Below are 18,203 nucleotides of genomic sequence, written 5' to 3' on the forward strand. Positions count from 1 at the left end.
AAAATAGCCTCTAATTTATCTATTAAGTTAGAAGATATAATGTTAAATTGCAGACAGGAATTTAAATAGGTTTAGACGTGGACATTCATAAAATATCAGACTTAATATATACCCAAATCCTTAAAAATAAGGAGGAATTAACGGTTCAGTTTAATACTACAAAAGGAACTATTGGTTTTTTTTATGTCGATAATTTATTGCCACAAGAATTAGCGGAACAATGCTATGGCGTTTTTCCGGATCCTTCCGAAATGCGCGTATTAAAATCTATAAAAGAATTCAAGCATGTCTCGGCACAAATGAACAAGCACCATCCGTTATTAGAAAAAGTAATTTATGCGTTTCAAGACGAGAAAATCGTTAGCTTAATAGGGGAGATCTGTGGTATTGAAAAACTGTATCCAGACGATTCACTTTACGCAGGGGGTCTATCTTTAATGGCCAAAGATAATTTTTTGAATCCGCATTTAGATAATTCTCACGATGTTGAACGCGAAAAATGGCGTGTTTTAAACTTGTTGTATTATGTCACTCCCAATTGGAAAACTGAAAACGGCGGGCATTTAGAGCTTTGGCCCGACGGCCCTAAAAAAGCGCCGTTAGTTTTAGAAAGTAAATGTAATAGATTGGTCGTAATGGCAACGCACCAAACGTCTTGGCATTCGGTGACTAAGGTGAATGTTGCAGCGCATCGTTGTTGCATCTCTAACTACTATTTTAGTGATGTACCGTTAAAAACATCGGATAGCTTTCATATTACAAAATTTAGAGGACGGCCGCATCAAACGTTTACTAATTTGGTTTTGGATGTTGATGCTAATTTGCGAATGCTAGTTAGAAAAGTCTTTAAAAAGGGCATTCGTAAAAACCCTCATATTTATAAGAAGTAATCCTTAGATTATGAAGCACCCTATTGAAATAGTTATTACGGTTACCATAGGATATCTATTAGCTGTTTTTCAGTATGCTTTTAACCGAAGTTTGTGGCTTGATGAAGCTAAACTGGCTTTAAACATTATCGATAAAAATTATTTGGAGCTAGCTGATCCTTTGCACAGTGTGCAAGTGGCTCCTGTTTTATATTTATGGATCACCAAGTTTTTTACAAGTATTTTGGGCAATAGCGAATATGGTTTGCGGTTATTTCCATTAGTGTGTTTTTTTATTTCAGTAATTTTAATGATTAAAGTGGCGCGACAGCTCACCTCAAACAGAGTGGTTATTTGGTTTGTCACTGCACTATTCTGTCTGTCTCCAACGCTAATTTTTTACGCCTCGGAAGTGAAACAATACGGTGTTGATGTTATGGTTGTTTTGTTGTTATATTATCTTTTTTTTAAGCCGTATAAAGACGAAAAAACTAAATTAATCACTTTAAGTCTGGTAGGTGCTCTTTGTATATTCTTATCTAATATTTCGGTTATAGTCCTTTTTACCATCGGGCTTTATGTCTTATTTTTTCAACGAAAATCACTTAAAACATTACTTATTCCGGGCTTTGTTTGGCTGTTTGCTTTTGGTGTTTATTTTATTTTGTTTGTTTATAATCATCCTAGTACAGCTGGAATGCAAAAGTATTGGACTGATGCCTTTATGCCGACAAATCCGTTTTCGTATGAGTTTTGGCGCTGGGGTTTATTTACATTAAAACATATTTTTACTTACGTTTTGGGAGGTACATCACAACTTGTTTTATATGGGGTGATTGCTATTAGTTTTTTTATGGGGCTTTATTTTATACTTAAAGACAAAGCCTACACCTTATTGTTTTTTATATTTGTTCCTATCGCGACTCACCTTATATTATCGGCACTTAAACTTTATCCGTTTTCAACACGGCTGTTAGTGTATCAAGTGCCATTATATGTGCTTGTATTGGGCTATGGTTTAGGACGCTTATATAGTGAGGGTGCTAAACACTATAAAAAAGAAGTGGTGGCAACGGTGGCCGCGTTACCTATTTTAATCTATGTGGTCATTCTATCGTTTAAACTGCCGTATCAAAATGAACACGTAAGACCTATCTATCAATTTGTTACTGATAATATTGAAGTTAATGAGCATATTTACATCTATTCAGGAAATAGAAATGCGTACGAGTATTACAGCCAAATAGGAGTTGTTAATTTTAAAAATAAAGTAATTTTAGGCGCTAATAATCGTAAAGATTTCAGTTTACATAATCAGCAATTAGCCACTTTAAAAGGACGTGTATGGTTGGTATTCTCTCATAAATATAAGTCTAAAACGAGTAAAGCGCTCGAAGAAGATTATATTCTGAACTACCTAAAAGAGAAGGGGGGAGTTGTTATAAACCTGATTGAAAAAGAAAATGCTTCTTTGTACTTAATGGCGATGCATTAAACTTGCGTTTTCCTTTGTACCACTTCAAACACTTGATTTTCATCGCATTTTAAGGTCTTACTCGGGTATTTTAAAAGCAATGCATAGTCGTGGGTTGCCATTAATATGGTGTTGCCATTTTTATTAATTTCTTGCAACACTTCCATAACTTCCACACTTGTTTGCGGATCTAAATTCCCTGTAGGCTCATCGGCTAAAATAAGTTCCGGATCGTTTAATAAAGCGCGAGCAATTGCAATACGTTGCTGCTCACCACCAGAAAGTTCGTGAGGGAATTTAAAACCACTCGTTTTCATTCCTACTTTAGTTAAAACGCTTTCAACTTTATTTACCATTTCCATTTTATCTTTCCAGCCCGTAGCTTTTAAAACAAAGAGTAAGTTATCGTTTACAGTACGATCGGTAAGTAATTTAAAATCTTGAAATACCACACCAAGCTTACGTCTTAAAAACGGAATGTCTTTTTCTTTAAGTGTTTTTAAATTGAAATCGACGATTTGTCCTTCTCCAATTTTTAATGGTATATCGGCATAGAGTGTTTTCATAAAACTACTTTTTCCAGAGCCTGTTTTACCAATGAGGTAAACAAAATCCCCTTTATTAATTTTTACATTAACATCGGACAAAATAAGACTGTCACCTTGAAAAATAGACGCATCTTTAAACTCTAAAACTGTATTAGGCATTGTGTTTATTTCATTTTTTTAAGCTGAAAAACCGTTATCGGAACCCCTCTTAAATTAAGAGCACAAAGTAATCAATAATTGCTTAAAAATGAAAAGTAAATACATTATTTGAAACAATATAGTGTTAAACTATCCGCCGTCGTTTATCTGATAAATGAAAGGAGAACTTTTTTTGTTACGTCCTTTGTAGTGAATAGAGACAGAATTAAGGTTTCCTGATTTTTAATGATAAGTGATATAATTATAACAAAATTCTAACGTTAACATTTTAAGATATAATTATCTTTGAAATTAAATTTAAAACCAAATAGTCAATGACTAAAAAACATATTTTCTACAGCATATTAGCCATCGGGTTTAGTATTCAGGTTTCTGCTCAGGAATCTGCGACGTACACCAACGATTTGGTCGATTATCAACGGGCATTAACATTGTACAACAATCAGCAATATTTAGCTGCACAAGCCGTATTTAATACCATTCAAAAAGATACGGACGAATTAAATATTAAGTCAGATTGTGCGTATTATATCGCGAATTGCGCGGTGCGATTAAATCAGCAAAACGCCGATACCTTAATCGAAGAGTTTGTCGAAGATTTTCCAACCAGTACCAAACGTAATACCGCTTTTGTAGATGTCGCCGATTACTATTTTCAAAATGGAAAATATGCTTACGCTCAAAAATGGTATGCTAAAGTAGATGAGAGTGCTTTAAGTCGTGACGATCGTGAAACGTTTCAGTTTAATAATGGGTACGCTTCGTTTACCACTAAAAATTATAAAGACGCAAAGAAATATTTAAGTAAAGTACAAACGTCCCAAAAATATGGGTCTCAGGCCAAGTATTATATTGGGTTTATGGCGTATGAAGGAGACGATTATCATGAGGCCAATGCCTATTTCGATCAGGTGAGCGATCAAGAACGATACAAAGAAAAGCTGTCTTATTATCAAGCCGATTTGAACTTTAAATTAGGGAAGTTTGAAAAAGCGATTGCATTGGCAACAGAACAATTAAGAACGGGTGATAGAAATGAAGCGTCAGAATTGTCTAAAATTATTGGTGAGAGTTATTTTAATTTAGAACAGTACGACGCGGCCATTCCGTATTTAAATGCATACAAAGGCAAAAAGGGAAAATGGAACAATACCGATTATTACCAGTTAGGTTATGCGTATTACAAGCAGAAAGATTACGATAAAGCCATTTCAGAATTTAACAAAATTGTTGGAGGCGATAATAGTGTGGCACAAAATGCCTACTACCATTTAGGGGAAAGTTATGTAAATCTGAATAAAAAGCAAGAGGCTTTAAATGCCTTTCGTAATGCCTCTCAAATGGATTACGACTTAAAAATTCAAGAAGACGCGTGGTTAAACTATGCTAAAATTAGTTATGAAATAGGAAATCCGTACCAATCGGTTCCGCAGATATTAACGCATTATTTAAATAACTACCCGAAATCGGGTTACACGGCCGAAATAGAAACCTTATTAATCGACTCCTACATTACTTCAAAAAACTACAAAGAAGCTTTAATATTATTAAAAGGCAAAAACAGTTTCGAGTATAAAATGGCGTACCAAAAAGTGGCATTTTATAGGGGTTTAGAATTGTATAATGACAGCAATTACCAAGACGCGCTAAAAATGTTCGAAGGGTCTTTAGGTGAGCAGCAAAACGAAAAATTTACAGCCAGAGCAACCTTTTGGAAAGCGGAAACCGATTATAACCTTTCGAATTATGAGGATGCCCTAATTGGTTTTAAACAATTTCAGCAACAAGCATTAGCAGCCGCAACTGAAGAATTTAAAAACTTAGACTATAATTTAGCCTATACCTATTTTAAACTAAAGAACTATCCGCAAGCGATAAACACGTTCAATCAATTTGTAACGTCTAATAAAAAAGAAGAGGTGCGATTAAATGATGCCTACCTACGTTTGGCAGATGCGTATTTTGTGTCTAGTCGTTATAATGAAGCGATTTCAACGTATGAAAGCGCACTTCAAGTCGGTAAAATTGAAGCCGATTATGCCTTTTTTCAACAAGCGATTAGTTACGGGTATATTGGTGAAGACACCAAAAATATTAGGGAATTAGTACGTTTTATTTCTAAATATCCAGAATCGAAATTACGAGACGATGCGATGTATGCATTGGGTAATGCTTACGTTAAAAATAATCAGAATGACAAAGCTTTAGGTGTTTACGACCGTTTAAGTGTAGATTATAAAAACAGCGCGTTTGTATCGAAAGCACTTTTACGTCAAGGATTAGTGTATTATAATGACAATAGAAATGAGCTAGCATTAAAGAAATTTAAAAAAGTGGCACGTGAGTTTCCTAGTTCGCCAGAAGCGAATCAAGCAGTATCGACAGCGCGATTAATTTATATCGATCTAGGTCAGGTAAACGACTATGCAGCTTGGGTTCAGACTTTAGATTATGTTCAAGTAACCGATGCCGATTTAGATAATGCAACTTACGAAGCGGCCGAAAAACAGTTTTTAGATAACAATACTAACAATGCCCTTAAACAGTTTAATCTGTATATTAATCAGTTTCCAGAAGGCCTTCACTCTAAACAAGCCCATTTTTACACCGCGCAACTGTATTTTAAAAAGGATCTAAAAGACACCGCAAAACCTCATTTTGAATATGTTGTAAATGCCCCTAAAAGCGAATTTACTGAAGAAGCGTTGTTGCGTTTATCGCAAATTATATTAGACACCAAAAATTGGAATGAAGCCATCCCCGTTTTAAAACGACTAGATGTTGAAGCGAATTTCCCTCAAAATAGTGTGTTTGCACAATCTAATTTAATGCAAGCCAATTACCAGCTTAAAAAGTATAATGACGCTGTAAATTATGCTGAGAAAGTATTAGCGCATTCCAATTTGGATAATAAAGTGAAAAGTGATGCGTATGTTATTATTGCACGCTCGGCAATGCAAACAGGAAACGGCAATAAAGCACAATTGGCTTACGAGAAAGTAGCGTTAACAGCCACGGGAGAAACTGCTGCCGAAGCGCTTTATTACAATGCCTTTTTTAAAAATGAGGCAGGACAGCACGACGCTAGTAATACCGTCATTCAACGTTTAGCGAAGGACTATTCGGGTTATAAATTTTATGGTGCTAAAGGCTTAATTATTATGGCAAAAAACTATAATGCTTTAGGCGATGCGTTTCAAGCCACCTACATTTTAGAAAGTGTGACTAAAAATTTCACCGACTACAAAGAGGTTGTTGCCGAAGCACAAGAGGAATTAAGCAAAATTAAAACCGAACAAGCAAAAACTAATGCTTCAGTACAATCTGAAGATTAAAAAGCTAAGGCTTTAATTCAATCACCATTATTAAAAAATAAACACAACTATATGTTTAATAAAAAACAGCAAATTTTAAGCATCGCTTTATCATTGATGGTATCGCTTGCATTTGCACAAGAACGCGAACAAGACACGTTGCGACCGGGAGTTATTGACGTGGTTAAACCGTATACGCCAACTATTTCGGATGCTTTTAAAGTAAAAGAAGCTCCGGTTTTAGACGACGATGAGACCTTAACTAAAAAGAAGATTGAGTACAATATATTTTCTTTTCCCGTAGCGTCTACGTTTACACCTGCCAAAGGAAAAGCAGCTGTTGTAGACAAAGCAAAACGCGTAAAATTATTCAATAATTATGCGACTTTGGGAGTCGGGTCGTACACGACAGTTTTAGGAGAAGTATATTTAAATCACGAGTTAAGCCGCGATGAGAATATTAGCGCTTATGTAGGGCATCATTCTTCGGGTGGTGGTATTGACGATGTGTTGTTAGATGATAATTTTATGGATTCTAAAATGACTCTTAATTATGCTAATAAGGGTCGAGATTTAAGCTGGAATGTTGGTGGAGGTTTTCAATTTCAAAACTATAACTGGTATGGCATTCAACAAGGTTTATATACGCAAAGCACTGCTGATTCTTTAGATGTTTCTCACAATTTTACCACGGCACACATTACTGGAGATATTCGTTTTGAAGAGTCTTATGTCGATGATATTTCGGTATTATTTAGACGTTTTGGTGATAACCAAGGGTCGGGTGAAAACAGAGTGACAGCTAAAATAGGAGGCGTTATACCTGTCGCTGATGAGGCTATTTCTACGGTAGTAAATTTCGATTATTTAAGCGGAAGCTTCGAGAGAAACTATTATACAAATACGGCTATCGATTATAGCAATTTTCAAGTGGGTTTTACGCCAACCTATCAACTTAAACAAGACGATTTAACACTTGATATCGGCATCACAGCAACACTTTTAAATAATACAGAAGCGAGTGAGAGTAAATTTTATATTTACCCAAATATAGAAGCGACGTATCGTGTTGTGGATGAGATTGTCATTGCTTTTGGTGGAATTAAAGGCGGATTGATTCAGAATTCTTACCACGATTATGCGAACTTAAATCCGTTTGTATCGCCAACATTATTTATTGCGCCCACCGATAAACAATATGATGCCTTTTTAGGAGTAAAAGGAAAGATTTCGAATACAATGAGTTACACTGTTAGCGGAAATTATAAGGCCGAGAAAAATAAAGGACTTATTATAAATAATGATATTACAGCAACTGAAGAAGATTATACCTACGGAAACTCTTTTGGGGTGGTTTATGACAATGTAAACACTTTTAGTTTTTCGGGAGGGTTGAATGTCGATTTAAATCGCAACTTCACTTTAGGAGTAAAAGGAGAGTATTTCGCTTACAATACCGATGCTGAAGCTGAAGCGTGGAATTTACCAGGAATTAAAGTAGCTGTTTTAACCGATTATCAAATTACTGACCAATGGTTTGCAGGCGCAAATTTATTTTTTGTCGGGGAGCGTAAAGATTTATATACTGCACCAAATTTAATCACTCCATTGACGACTGTTGTCGATTTAGATAGTTACTTCGATATTAATGCGAACGTTGGGTACCATATAAACGATCGCTTATCGGTGTTTGCTAAAGGAAATAATTTAGTAGGCGAGACGTACCAAAAATGGCAAAACACGCCGGTTCAAGGTATTCAAGTTTTAGCAGGAGCAACTTACAAATTCGATTTGTAATCTATTCAAATCAATATACATAAATAGAAAAAGCCTCAATTTGAGGCTTTTTTTATGCGTACATTTACCATAATCATTAAATTACACTATTACATCTGCAACTTAATTATGAAAAACTACTTTTTCCTTATAGTACTGCTGACATTATCTGCGTGTCGAAATAACAAAACAGAAGTTGACACCATTGTCTTAAACGCTAAAGTGTATACTGTAAACGAGGCTTTCGACACGCAAGAAGCCTTTGCTATTACCGATGGTAAATTTATCGCTGTTGGCACTGAGGCATCTATAAAAAATAGATACACGGCCAAAGAAGTAATAAATGCGGAGAACCAAACCATAGTCCCGGGGTTTATCGATGCACATTGTCATTTTTATGGCTTAGGAATGAATTTACAAAAAGTCAATTTAGTGGGGACCACTAGTTTCGACGCCGTTATTGAGCGTGTTAAAACTTTTCAAAAAGAAAACAACTCACCTTATATTTCTGGTCGTGGTTGGGATCAAAACGATTGGGAAATAAAAGAATACCCAACCAAAAAAGAATTAGATAGTTTGTTTCCTAATACTCCCGTAGCATTAACACGTATCGATGGTCACGCGCTGCTGTGCAATCAAGCGGCTTTAGATATATCGAATATAACCTTAGAAACAAAAGCAACTGGCGGAGAAATATTAAAAGAGAACGGAGAACTCACGGGAGTTTTAATTGATAACCCTATGGAAATAGTATATGCTACGTTTCCAAAAGCGACCAGGAAACAGCAAATAGAAGGGGTGTTAGATGCTCAAAAATATTGCACCGCATTAGGTTTAACAAGCGTTTCCGATGCTGGTTTGGACCAATCCGTTATAGAATTAATAGATAGTTTACAACAAACGGGCGATTTACAAATGCGCGTGTATGCGATGGTGAGTAATACCAAAGAGAATTTAGATTATTACCTCACCCAAGGCAAAATCAAGACACCGCGTTTAAATGTACAATCGGTGAAAGTCTATGCCGACGGAGCATTGGGTTCGCGTGGAGCAACGCTAAAAGCACCGTATAGCGATCAACACAATCATTTTGGAAATATGGTTATTGGAACTTCTGAATTTGAAGCTTTAGCGGTTAAAATAGAAAAAGCAGGTTACCAAATGAATACGCATGCTATTGGCGATTCTGCAAATCGGTTTGTGCTACAAACGTATGAGAAAACACTTCAAAATAAAACAAATAGACGTTGGAGAGTAGAACATGCGCAAATTATTACGGATAATGATTTTGAGTATTTTAAAAATGAAAATATTATTCCATCGGTGCAACCTACACACGCTACAAGCGATATGTATTGGGCTGAAGACCGATTAGGTTCAGAGCGTGTTCGTGGTGCTTATGCGTATCAAGAACTCTTAGAGGCTAGCGGTAAAATAGCCTTAGGAACCGATTTTCCGATAGAGCAGGTGAGTCCGTTATTAACTTTTTACGCTGCGGTAGCGAGAAAAGATACCGATAACTATCCAGACAATGGTTTTCAGAAAGAAAATGCACTAACCCGAGAAGAAACTTTAAAAGGAATGACACTTTGGGCGGCCTATTCTAATTTTGAAGATGAAGAAAAGGGAAGTATTGAAGTCGGTAAGTATGCCGATTTTATTATATTAGATGCAGATATAATGACCATTGCTGAGGAAAACATACCAGAAATAACAGTACTACAAACCTTTATTAATGGTGTGAAACAGTAAATGAAATACAGCTAAATTTGATGAATTAAATATAAAACTATGAAACTATTGTATGCTTTGTTATTGAGTTTTTCGTTGCTAACGTCGGCCGTTGCCCAAGAAGACGGCTATGTCGTTGCGGTAAAAGTATGTATAGAAAATAATGGCACACTAGCGTATTACGATACTGTTTTAGACGCTATGTTTTTAGATTTTAAAACCGAATTTCAAGCGAATAACATCCCCGATTCTGTGTGGAAAATAGTAGAAAAAGAAAAAGAGTATGCTAAGAACGGACTAGCAACGATGTTATCGCGCGCCTATAAAGAACATTTTACGCTGCAGGATTTAGAGTTGATGAATGAGTTGTATACTTCAAAAGCAGGACGTAATATGTTGCAAAATAGATCGCTTTCAAAGAAAGATAAGGCGTATTTAGATCGCTTTTATAATAGTGCTACTGGTAAAAAAATTCAAAATACTCAAAGAGAAATGAGCGCTTCGTTAAGACGATTGGCAAAAATATGGATTAACAATACATCAAATCAAGTAGCAGAAGTGCTTTCTGAAAAGGGATATTCGTTTTAAGGTTAGAATTTACCCCCACAACCGCGCTAAATAATCAAAATGCTCACCTTCGTGTACCATTTCGCAATATAAACCTGCAGATGCAGCGGCGATGTGTAGCGACGAGAAATCGAGATAGAGCCATTTCATAGGGACTTCTTCTTCGTCTTTATAGCTTAAAAAATAATCGACTTCTCCGTGGTAGCCTTGGTGTAAATCTTGCCAAAAACCCCCATCTTCGTCTTCAAACATATAGGTGATGTCGCTAGAATCTATTAAAATCTGGCCTCCTGGATTTAGTAAGCTTTTTAAATGCTTCAGATATTTTGGGATATTTTGAAACGTTTGAAAAATTCCGGTACCATTCATTAACAGTAAAATAGTATCGAAAGTTTCGGTTTCTTCTAATAAGGCAATATGCGCGAAGTGGTTAACGCCTCGTAATTCACAGACACGAATTGCGCCTTTAGAGCTGTCTATAGCTTTAACTGTAAAACCATTATTTTGTAAGTATAAACTATGGTTTCCAGCGCCAGCGCCTACATCCAAAATAGCGCCTTTTACCAATGATAGCGCCTCCTGTTCTATAAATGGCATAGCGTCAAAACTTCTAAATAAATAGGGGATAGGAAGTGTGTCTTCTTCAGAGATACTGGTTGAGGTAATAATATCTTCTGTATAATTATTATTCTGATAATCTAATAATGCGGTACCGAAAAGGTCTTTCATTTAAAAAATGTGTTTCATTTCCCTCTAAAACGGAAATCTCTTTTATACTTTTGTACAATGCAAGACGAAATTAATAATCTGCCAAAGTTGGCCAAAGATAAGCATAAGGAGAACACCGCGTTTTTTACAAAGCTAAAAAAAAAGCCGCCCAAACAATTAGATTATATTATGCAGGAACTCCACGACAAAGAGTTTCAGCGTACCGACTGTTTAGAGTGTGCAAACTGTTGTAAAACAACTGGGCCACTATTTACCGACAAAGATGTAGACCGTATAGCGAAGCATTTTAAAATGAAAACACAGCAGTTTGTTGATCAGTTTCTGCGGGTTGATGAAGATAATGATTATGTGTTGCAGTCTGTACCTTGTACATTCTTGGGGGCAGATAATTATTGTTCTATTTACGAGGTGCGACCAAAAGCGTGTCGGGAGTTCCCACATACCGATCGTAAAAAATTTCAACAAATTTCAAACATTACGCTTAAAAATGTAGCGATATGCCCTGCTGCCTATAATATTGTAGAGGCTATGAAAGCGCGAATAAAGTTTTAAAATAAGGCGGCTTTTAATTATAAATATAAAATTCATTATATTTAGTAACTATTAAAAAACCGACTGATGAAAAAAGCTGTCATAATTTTACTTATTACTGTATTATCCACAACTATTGTAAAGGCTGATAATTGGTTAAGCTCTTTAGAAGACGCTAAGAAAATAGCTTTAGGAACAAATAAGTTAGTTTTAGTTGATTTCTGGGCGTCTTGGTGCGGACCATGCAAACGAATGGATGCAGAATCTTGGCGTAAGGATGACGTTAAAATATTAATGCAAAACTATGTTTCTGTTAAAATAGATTTAGATACTAATAGAGCTTTAGCTGCTAAATATAGCGTTAAGGGTATTCCTTATATTTTTATAATGGATGGAAATGGGAAAGTAATTTATCAGCAAATGAGTTACAAGAGTAAAAGTGACGTCATAAAATTATTGACTAAATATGCTTTAAGCACAGCGTTTTTAACCCAAGATTTCATTAATTATTACACAAAAGAAAATTTTGCCAATACCTTTAGATTAGCTTACAAATATCAGGATTATTCTATGTATTTAGATGCGGATTTAAGATCTGATTTTCTAGAAGTTTCAGCGGCTTATTTTAAAGAAGCAGAGAAGTCTTTAAAGGAGAGTGAAATTAGTGATAAACATTTCTTTACACAGAAAATGGAATTATACAACATTCAAAAAAATCTAATTCTTGATAAATCTAAAAAAGCCTTAAAACAACTTGAGAGGATAAATAAGAAGAATCTTAATACGAAAAATATTAATTTTTATAATTTTCTATATTACATAGCCTATAAAGATACTGACAACATCAAGGAAGCAACAAAGTTAAGGGCGCAAATATCAGAAAACAATTTAAAAAAAGCAGCACATTTTTTTAAAACGTAGCACGCAGAATGGAGTCTTTAATTAATTATTTCGAAAGTATACCTACGCTTCATAGAAGTGTTCTCTTGGTTGGAGGTATTACTTTATTTTGGCTATTAGAAGGCGCTTTGCCGCTTTTTAAATTCAAGTACAAAAAGTGGAAACACGCGTGGCCTAATTTGTTTTTTACGCTTACCACAGTAATTGTTAATTTTACATTGGCTTTTTTATTGCTAAAAACAGCCGATTGGGTGACGCTGAATAACTTCGGAATAATAAATTGGTTGCCGGAAATGCCACTGTGGCTATACGCTATGCTAGGCGTTTTATTATTAGATTTTATGGGTGCTTACGTGGCGCATTATGTCGAGCATAAAGTAGAACCGTTATGGAGGATTCATTTGGTGCATCATTCCGATCATAATGTCGATACAACAACGGCTAATAGGCATCATCCTTTAGAAAGTGTGATACGGTTTGCTTTTACGCTTTCTGGAGTATTTATAATCGGTACCCCCATTGCTATTGTGTTTTTATATCAGTCTCTATCGCTTGTAGCGACTCAGTTTACGCACGCCAATATAAAAATGCCTAAAACAGTAGATAAAATATTAAGTTACGTGTTTATCTCTCCAGATATGCATAAAGTACACCATCATTATAAACTGCCTTATACCGATTCTAACTACGGTAATATTTTTTCCATTTGGGATAGGCTTTTTGGTACCTATATGGAACGCGACCGCGAGCAGATTGTTTACGGTATCGATACGTTTCCAAATGCCGCTGGTAATGCCAGTTTAAAGTACTTATTAAAACAGCCCTTTCAAAAATACAGGCTTCCTGTGTCCGACTATAAAGTTCCCGTTAGAAGCAAGTCGTAGAGGGATGCTCTTAAAAATAAAATCGCGTAATGTACGTTGAAACTACAGTGATTAATTGAAAGTGCTTTCTTAGCAGCGCATAGTGGTCAATTAAATGGATGTTTTCTCGCTTTTACTACGGTTCTCGACAACTTTAACTTAATTTAAGATTTTGTAAACGCATAATATCCTTTAGATACTATACTTTTGCGGCCCTAAAATGTGTTGAATCTTCAGCAACAAATTTAATTGATATTATTTTTTAAATAATGAAAAAGGGCAAAACGATATCTGTACTTTTCTTATCATTCTTGATAAGTGTCTTTGGGTATTCTCAAGATGGGGTGTATACGGTTATAGATAAAAATAAAAATGACAATAATTTAGACCTTAAACAAGAGCTTAGTCCGCATTTAGATACGCTCTTATTAAAAAGTGACCAGCAAATTTTACGTGTGCGCTTTTTAAGTCATAATCTTAAAGAAACGAGAACGATTGATGTTGTTTCAAAAGTAGTGCGCATCCCCTTATATCATTTCGAAGAAGGCCGTTATACCATTGCAGTTTATAATGGACCAAAAATTATTGTGCTTGGTTTTAATCGCCTACTCCCACTAGCTAAACCCGAAGATTTCGATTTAGATTTAGAGAAAAGCATCTTAAGAGCCAGTTTATCTGCGTCCGAATTAAAATCTAAAGGAATAGAGCCTTTCAAACCCTCAAAAGCAAATCAATTAAATAACTTAGAAAAACCGACAACGCGAGCTGCTGGCACCCGGAAGCCATCTAAGGATAAATCTCCCATAGAATTGCCTAATCAGAACGCTCACAAAAATAAGCCAGAGGAGAAGATTGAATATAGTATTACCGTAAAAAGGAACCTTGATCGCGAAATGGAAACCCGCGAGGAGTTCCGCGAGCGCAGCGTGAGACCTAACGGTAAAAAATATGATTAGTTATATATAAAATAATGCTTCCTTAACGTTTCAAAATCTTCTAAGCCACTTTTCCAGGACGCTTTTATTTCTGCTTCAGTTAAACCGGCTTCAATTTGTTGTTGTAGCTTTTTTGTGCCCGCTAATTTTGTAAAAAAACCATTGCTAATAAAAAATTCAGATTTGTTTTTAGTAGTCTTATAAGCGTTTATGAGATAGCTTAAATTTAAATGATCTAGCGGTTTTTCCGTCGTTAAATTATAACCGTAGCAAACTTTGTTTTCATATTTAGGGTATTTCGCACCGGCATTGGGTTTTGGTTTAAATTCAAAAGTAGTGTTCGATAAATACGGCGACCCATAAATTTGGAATTGTAAATCCGTACCACGACCAGCACTTACATTAGTACCTTCAAAGAAACATAAACTAGGGTAAAGATTTATAGATTTATCGTTAGGTAAATTGGGCGACGGTTTAATAGGTAAGCTATACGGCACTTTGCGATTATAGTTTTTAACAGGAATAACTGATAACTCGCAGTGCGCGTTATTGTTTAACCACTGCTCTCCATTAATCATTTTAGCATATTCGCCAATCGTCAATCCGTGAACCACCGGAATGGGGTGCATTCCCACAAAGCTTTGGTGCTGAGGTTCTAAAATAGGGCCGTCGATATAATGACCATTAGGATTCGGTCTATCTAAAATAAGTACAGGAATATCTTGCTCCGCACACGCCTCCATAACATAATGTAATGAAGAAATATACGTGTAAAAACGGGCGCCTACATCCTGAATATCAAAAATTACGATGTCAATACCCTGCAATTGTCCGGGACTAGGTTTTTTATTTTTTCCGTAAAGCGAGACAATAGGTAAACCTGTTTTAGTATCGATACCATCTTTTACTACCTCTCCAGCATCAGCTGTACCACGAAAACCGTGCTCGGGAGCAAATACTTTTGTAACCTCTATGTTTAAATGGAGTAACGAATCTACTAAATGCGTGTAATTTGTTTCCGCTTCATTTTTAAAAATAACCGAGGTTTGGTTGGCCACAATAGCCACACGTTTACCGTTAAGAAGTGGTAAATAGCGTTCGGTTTGGTTGGCACCCACACTACACTTTGGTGTTTTATCAGTTTTAGTCGTTGGAGATGTAGTAATTCTCTCTTTTTTGGGACGCGTATTTGCGTTCGACTCACTTCCGCAAGAAAACCCTAAAAAAAGAAATAATAAAACAGTATTTTTGAACAAAGTTAATTTCATAATTATAATTTGAATTTCGAATATTTTATAGCTAAACGTTTCATAGACTCTAAAACGTATAAAAGTAGTATATCGGCACCAATAATAAAAATTGGTATCGTTGCAATTGCATTAGGTATTATTGTTATGCTTATCGCGATCGCCACCGGTATGGGTTTAGAGCAGAAAATTAGAGAAAAAGTAATTGCTTTTAATGGGCATACCATTATCTCTAATTACGATACTAATAATTCGCAAGAAAGCATAAGACCAATTAGTAATGATCAAGCGTTTTATCCAGAGTTTACTTCGGTAAGCGGCATTAAGCACGTGCAGGGCGTGGCAACAAAATCGGGCGTTATTCGAAAAGAAGAAGCGTACGAATACGTAATGGTAAAAGGTGTGGGCGCCGATTATGATTGGACCTATTTTAAAGACTATTTAGTAGAAGGCCAGTTGCCCGACTTTACTGGAAAACGTAACGAAGAGCTTTTAGTATCGCGTTATTTAGCCAAACGCTTACACTTAAGTGTGGGCGATAAAATTAGTACTTACTTTTTAAAAGACGACCAAAACAAGCCGCCAAGCATAATTAGTTATAACATTGTTGGTATTTATAATTCGGGCTTTAAAGATTTCGATGGGTTATATGTTATCGGCGATATTAAGCACCTACAGCGCCTAAACCAATGGGAAAACAACCAGGTGGGTAATTTTGAAGTCTTTATAGACGATTTCGATCAATTAGATAAAAAGGACGAAGCCATTTACCAAGCGATTCCGTCGACATTAAAAACCGAGAAAGTATCCGATAGATTTTATACTATTTTCGAATGGATTAGTATTTTCGAAAAGAATATTTATGGTATTATAGGTATTATGATTCTTGTAGCCGGCATCAATATGATCACTGCTTTGTTGGTTCTTATTTTAGAGCGTACCCAAATTATCGGTATTTTAAAGGCCTTAGGAAGTAGTAATCTTAGCGTTCGCAAAATATTTCTTTACAACGCTACTTACCTTATCGTTGTCGGTTTATTTTGGGGAAATCTTATAGGCTTATCGTTGTTGTTTGCTCAAAAATACTTCAATTTATTTCCTTTAGATCCCGAAACGTATTACGTAAGTTCTGTGCCGGTGTATCTCAATTTGGGTTATATAATAACGCTTAATTTAGGCACCTTCATTCTGTGTATGGCAATGCTTTTAATTCCGTCTTATATTATCACAAAAATTTCACCCGTAAAAGCCATTCGGTTCGCATAGCAGGTTTTGGGCGTTACCTAAAGGTCGGGCTCTCGCTAGTCGCTTCCCAATAAAAAACCGGGAGAGCTCCAACAATAGCTCCATCCCTAACGCATTTATCAGCCTATATTTAGCAAAATAGCTAAGAATTCTTTACTTTTGCCGCAGTAAAAAAAGACTATGGAATACGCAAAAAATATACTAGAAACTATTGGTAATACCCCATTAGTAAAGATCAATACACTAACCAAAGATTTACCGTGTTTGGTACTTTCAAAATACGAAACCTTTAACCCTGGAAACTCGGTAAAAGACCGTATGGCGGTACAGATGATAGCCGACGCAGAAGCCGACGGCCGTTTAAAACCCGGTGGAACAATTATAGAAGGCACGTCTGGAAATACCGGAATGGGACTAGCCTTAGCAGCTATTGTAAAAGGCTACAAATGTATTTTTGTAATGGCCGATAAGCAATCTAAAGAAAAAGTAGATATGCTTAAAGCTGTAGGTGCAGAAGTTGTGGTTTGCCCCACGGCTGTAGACCCAGACGATCCGCGTTCGTACTATTCAGTATCTAAACGATTAGGAGAAGAAACACCAAATTCTTGGTATGTTAATCAATACGACAACCCAAGTAATACAAAGGCACATTACGAAAGTACAGGGCCAGAAATTTGGAACCAAACCGATGGTAAAATCACACACTTCGTGGTTGGTGTTGGAACTGGAGGAACAATTTCGGGCGTTGGTAAATATTTAAAAGAACAAAACCCAAATATTAAAATTTGGGGCGTAGATACATATGGTTCTGTCTTTAAAAAATATCACGAAACTGGTGTTTTCGATGAAAACGAAATCTATCCTTACGTAACCGAGGGTATAGGCGAAGATATTTTGCCAAAAAATGTTGACTTTTCAATTATCGACGGTTTTACTAAAGTAACCGATAAGGATGCGGCTGTTTACACACAACGCTTAGCCAAAGAAGAAGGGATGTTTCTAGGTAACAGTGCAGGTGCAGCTATAAAAGGGGTGTTGCAACTTAAAGAGCATTTTACAAAGGACGATGTGGTAGTGGTTTTATTTCACGATCACGGTAGCCGTTATGTAGGGAAAATGTTTAATGACGATTGGATGCGAGAAATGGGATATATCGAATAGTCGGTTTACTTAGAAAATCATAAATCCTTACTGATCGATAAAAGATAGTAGACCGTTTTGTGAGTAGAACCTAGAACCAAGACTTAATTCTAACTTTATTCTTAACTATGATTTACTAAACAGTAATTTTCTTATCAAATAGTAGTGAAATTTC

General features: G+C 35.8%; 15 protein-coding genes. 12 read left to right on the forward strand and 3 right to left on the reverse strand.

The genetic code is table 11. The features are described from left to right. Positions 1-77 precede the first annotated feature (77 nt). Together ES676_RS07580 and ES676_RS07585 are read left to right on the forward strand one after the other, a co-directional pair. Entirely contained in the window at positions 78-890 is an 813-nt protein-coding gene (locus tag ES676_RS07580) for a 2OG-Fe(II) oxygenase (protein WP_148369717.1), read from the forward strand. A 10-nt stretch (positions 891-900) separates the two neighbouring features. Further along, positions 901-2,364: a glycosyltransferase family 39 protein gene (locus ES676_RS07585; RefSeq protein WP_148369718.1), complete on the forward strand. Its 1,464-nt coding sequence runs from the start codon at positions 901-903 to the stop codon at positions 2,362-2,364. On the opposite strand, the gene ES676_RS07590 is transcribed toward ES676_RS07585, so the two are convergent. Further along, positions 2,361-3,050 (reverse strand): cell division ATP-binding protein FtsE, encoded by a 690-nt coding sequence (locus ES676_RS07590; RefSeq protein ID WP_148369719.1) that lies wholly within the window; start codon positions 3,048-3,050, stop codon positions 2,361-2,363. The genes ES676_RS07585 and ES676_RS07590 overlap by 4 nt on opposite strands. 314 nt (positions 3,051-3,364) lie before the next feature. Here ES676_RS07590 and ES676_RS07595 point away from each other — a divergent pair, with 314 nt between their 5' ends. The 4 genes from ES676_RS07595 to ES676_RS07610 all read left to right on the forward strand — a co-directional run bounded on the left by ES676_RS07595 (position 3,365) and on the right by ES676_RS07610 (position 10,459). Further along, the gene (locus tag ES676_RS07595; protein ID WP_148369720.1) at positions 3,365-6,385 is read left to right on the forward strand and encodes a tetratricopeptide repeat protein; all 3,021 of its coding nucleotides are present in this window, start codon (positions 3,365-3,367) and stop codon (positions 6,383-6,385) included. A gap of 51 nt (positions 6,386-6,436) precedes the next feature. Beyond that, positions 6,437-8,161: a TonB-dependent receptor gene (locus ES676_RS07600; RefSeq protein ID WP_148369721.1), complete on the forward strand. Its 1,725-nt coding sequence runs from the start codon at positions 6,437-6,439 to the stop codon at positions 8,159-8,161. Between the two features lie 108 nt (positions 8,162-8,269). Beyond that, positions 8,270-9,892 carry an amidohydrolase gene (locus tag ES676_RS07605; protein ID WP_148369722.1) on the forward strand — a complete coding sequence of 541 codons (1,623 nt, stop codon included), beginning with the start codon at positions 8,270-8,272 and terminating at the stop codon, positions 9,890-9,892. Positions 9,893-9,931: 39 nt separating this feature from the next. Then, the gene (locus ES676_RS07610; RefSeq protein ID WP_148369723.1) at positions 9,932-10,459 is read left to right on the forward strand and encodes a DUF2059 domain-containing protein; all 528 of its coding nucleotides are present in this window, start codon (positions 9,932-9,934) and stop codon (positions 10,457-10,459) included. Between the two features lie 9 nt (positions 10,460-10,468). Here the strand turns inward: ES676_RS07610 and ES676_RS07615 are convergent, their stop codons facing one another. Beyond that, positions 10,469-11,167 (reverse strand): class I SAM-dependent methyltransferase, encoded by a 699-nt coding sequence (locus ES676_RS07615; RefSeq protein ID WP_148369724.1) that lies wholly within the window; start codon positions 11,165-11,167, stop codon positions 10,469-10,471. A 57-nt stretch (positions 11,168-11,224) separates the two neighbouring features. Between ES676_RS07615 and ES676_RS07620 the strand changes: the two genes are divergently transcribed. From ES676_RS07620 to ES676_RS07635, 4 genes are all read left to right on the forward strand, one after another. Then, complete coding sequence (locus tag ES676_RS07620; protein WP_148369725.1) at positions 11,225-11,719, forward strand: YkgJ family cysteine cluster protein; 495 nt, start codon at positions 11,225-11,227, stop codon at positions 11,717-11,719. Between the two features lie 66 nt (positions 11,720-11,785). Further along, positions 11,786-12,619 (forward strand): thioredoxin family protein, encoded by an 834-nt coding sequence (locus ES676_RS07625; RefSeq protein ID WP_148369726.1) that lies wholly within the window; start codon positions 11,786-11,788, stop codon positions 12,617-12,619. A gap of 8 nt (positions 12,620-12,627) precedes the next feature. Continuing rightward, entirely contained in the window at positions 12,628-13,482 is an 855-nt protein-coding gene (locus ES676_RS07630) for a sterol desaturase family protein (RefSeq protein ID WP_148369727.1), read from the forward strand. A 248-nt stretch (positions 13,483-13,730) separates the two neighbouring features. Further along, a complete protein-coding gene (locus ES676_RS07635; protein WP_148369728.1) occupies positions 13,731-14,417 on the forward strand; it encodes a hypothetical protein in 687 nt (228 codons plus the stop codon). On the opposite strand, the gene ES676_RS07640 is transcribed toward ES676_RS07635, so the two are convergent. After that, complete coding sequence (locus tag ES676_RS07640) at positions 14,414-15,664, reverse strand: exo-beta-N-acetylmuramidase NamZ family protein (RefSeq protein ID WP_148369729.1); 1,251 nt, start codon at positions 15,662-15,664, stop codon at positions 14,414-14,416. The genes ES676_RS07635 and ES676_RS07640 overlap by 4 nt on opposite strands. A 9-nt stretch (positions 15,665-15,673) precedes the next feature. On the opposite strand from ES676_RS07640, the gene ES676_RS07645 reads away from it, so the two are divergent. Continuing rightward, complete coding sequence (locus tag ES676_RS07645) at positions 15,674-16,909, forward strand: ABC transporter permease (RefSeq protein ID WP_148369730.1); 1,236 nt, start codon at positions 15,674-15,676, stop codon at positions 16,907-16,909. Positions 16,910-17,068: 159 nt separating this feature from the next. Beyond that, positions 17,069-18,049, forward strand: a complete 981-nt coding sequence (locus tag ES676_RS07650; protein WP_148369731.1) for a PLP-dependent cysteine synthase family protein — start codon at positions 17,069-17,071, stop codon at positions 18,047-18,049. Positions 18,050-18,203 lie beyond the last annotated feature (154 nt).

The sequence above is a fragment of the Bizionia saleffrena genome (genome assembly GCF_008086175.1).
GTDB lineage: Bacteria > Bacteroidota > Bacteroidia > Flavobacteriales > Flavobacteriaceae > Bizionia > Bizionia saleffrena.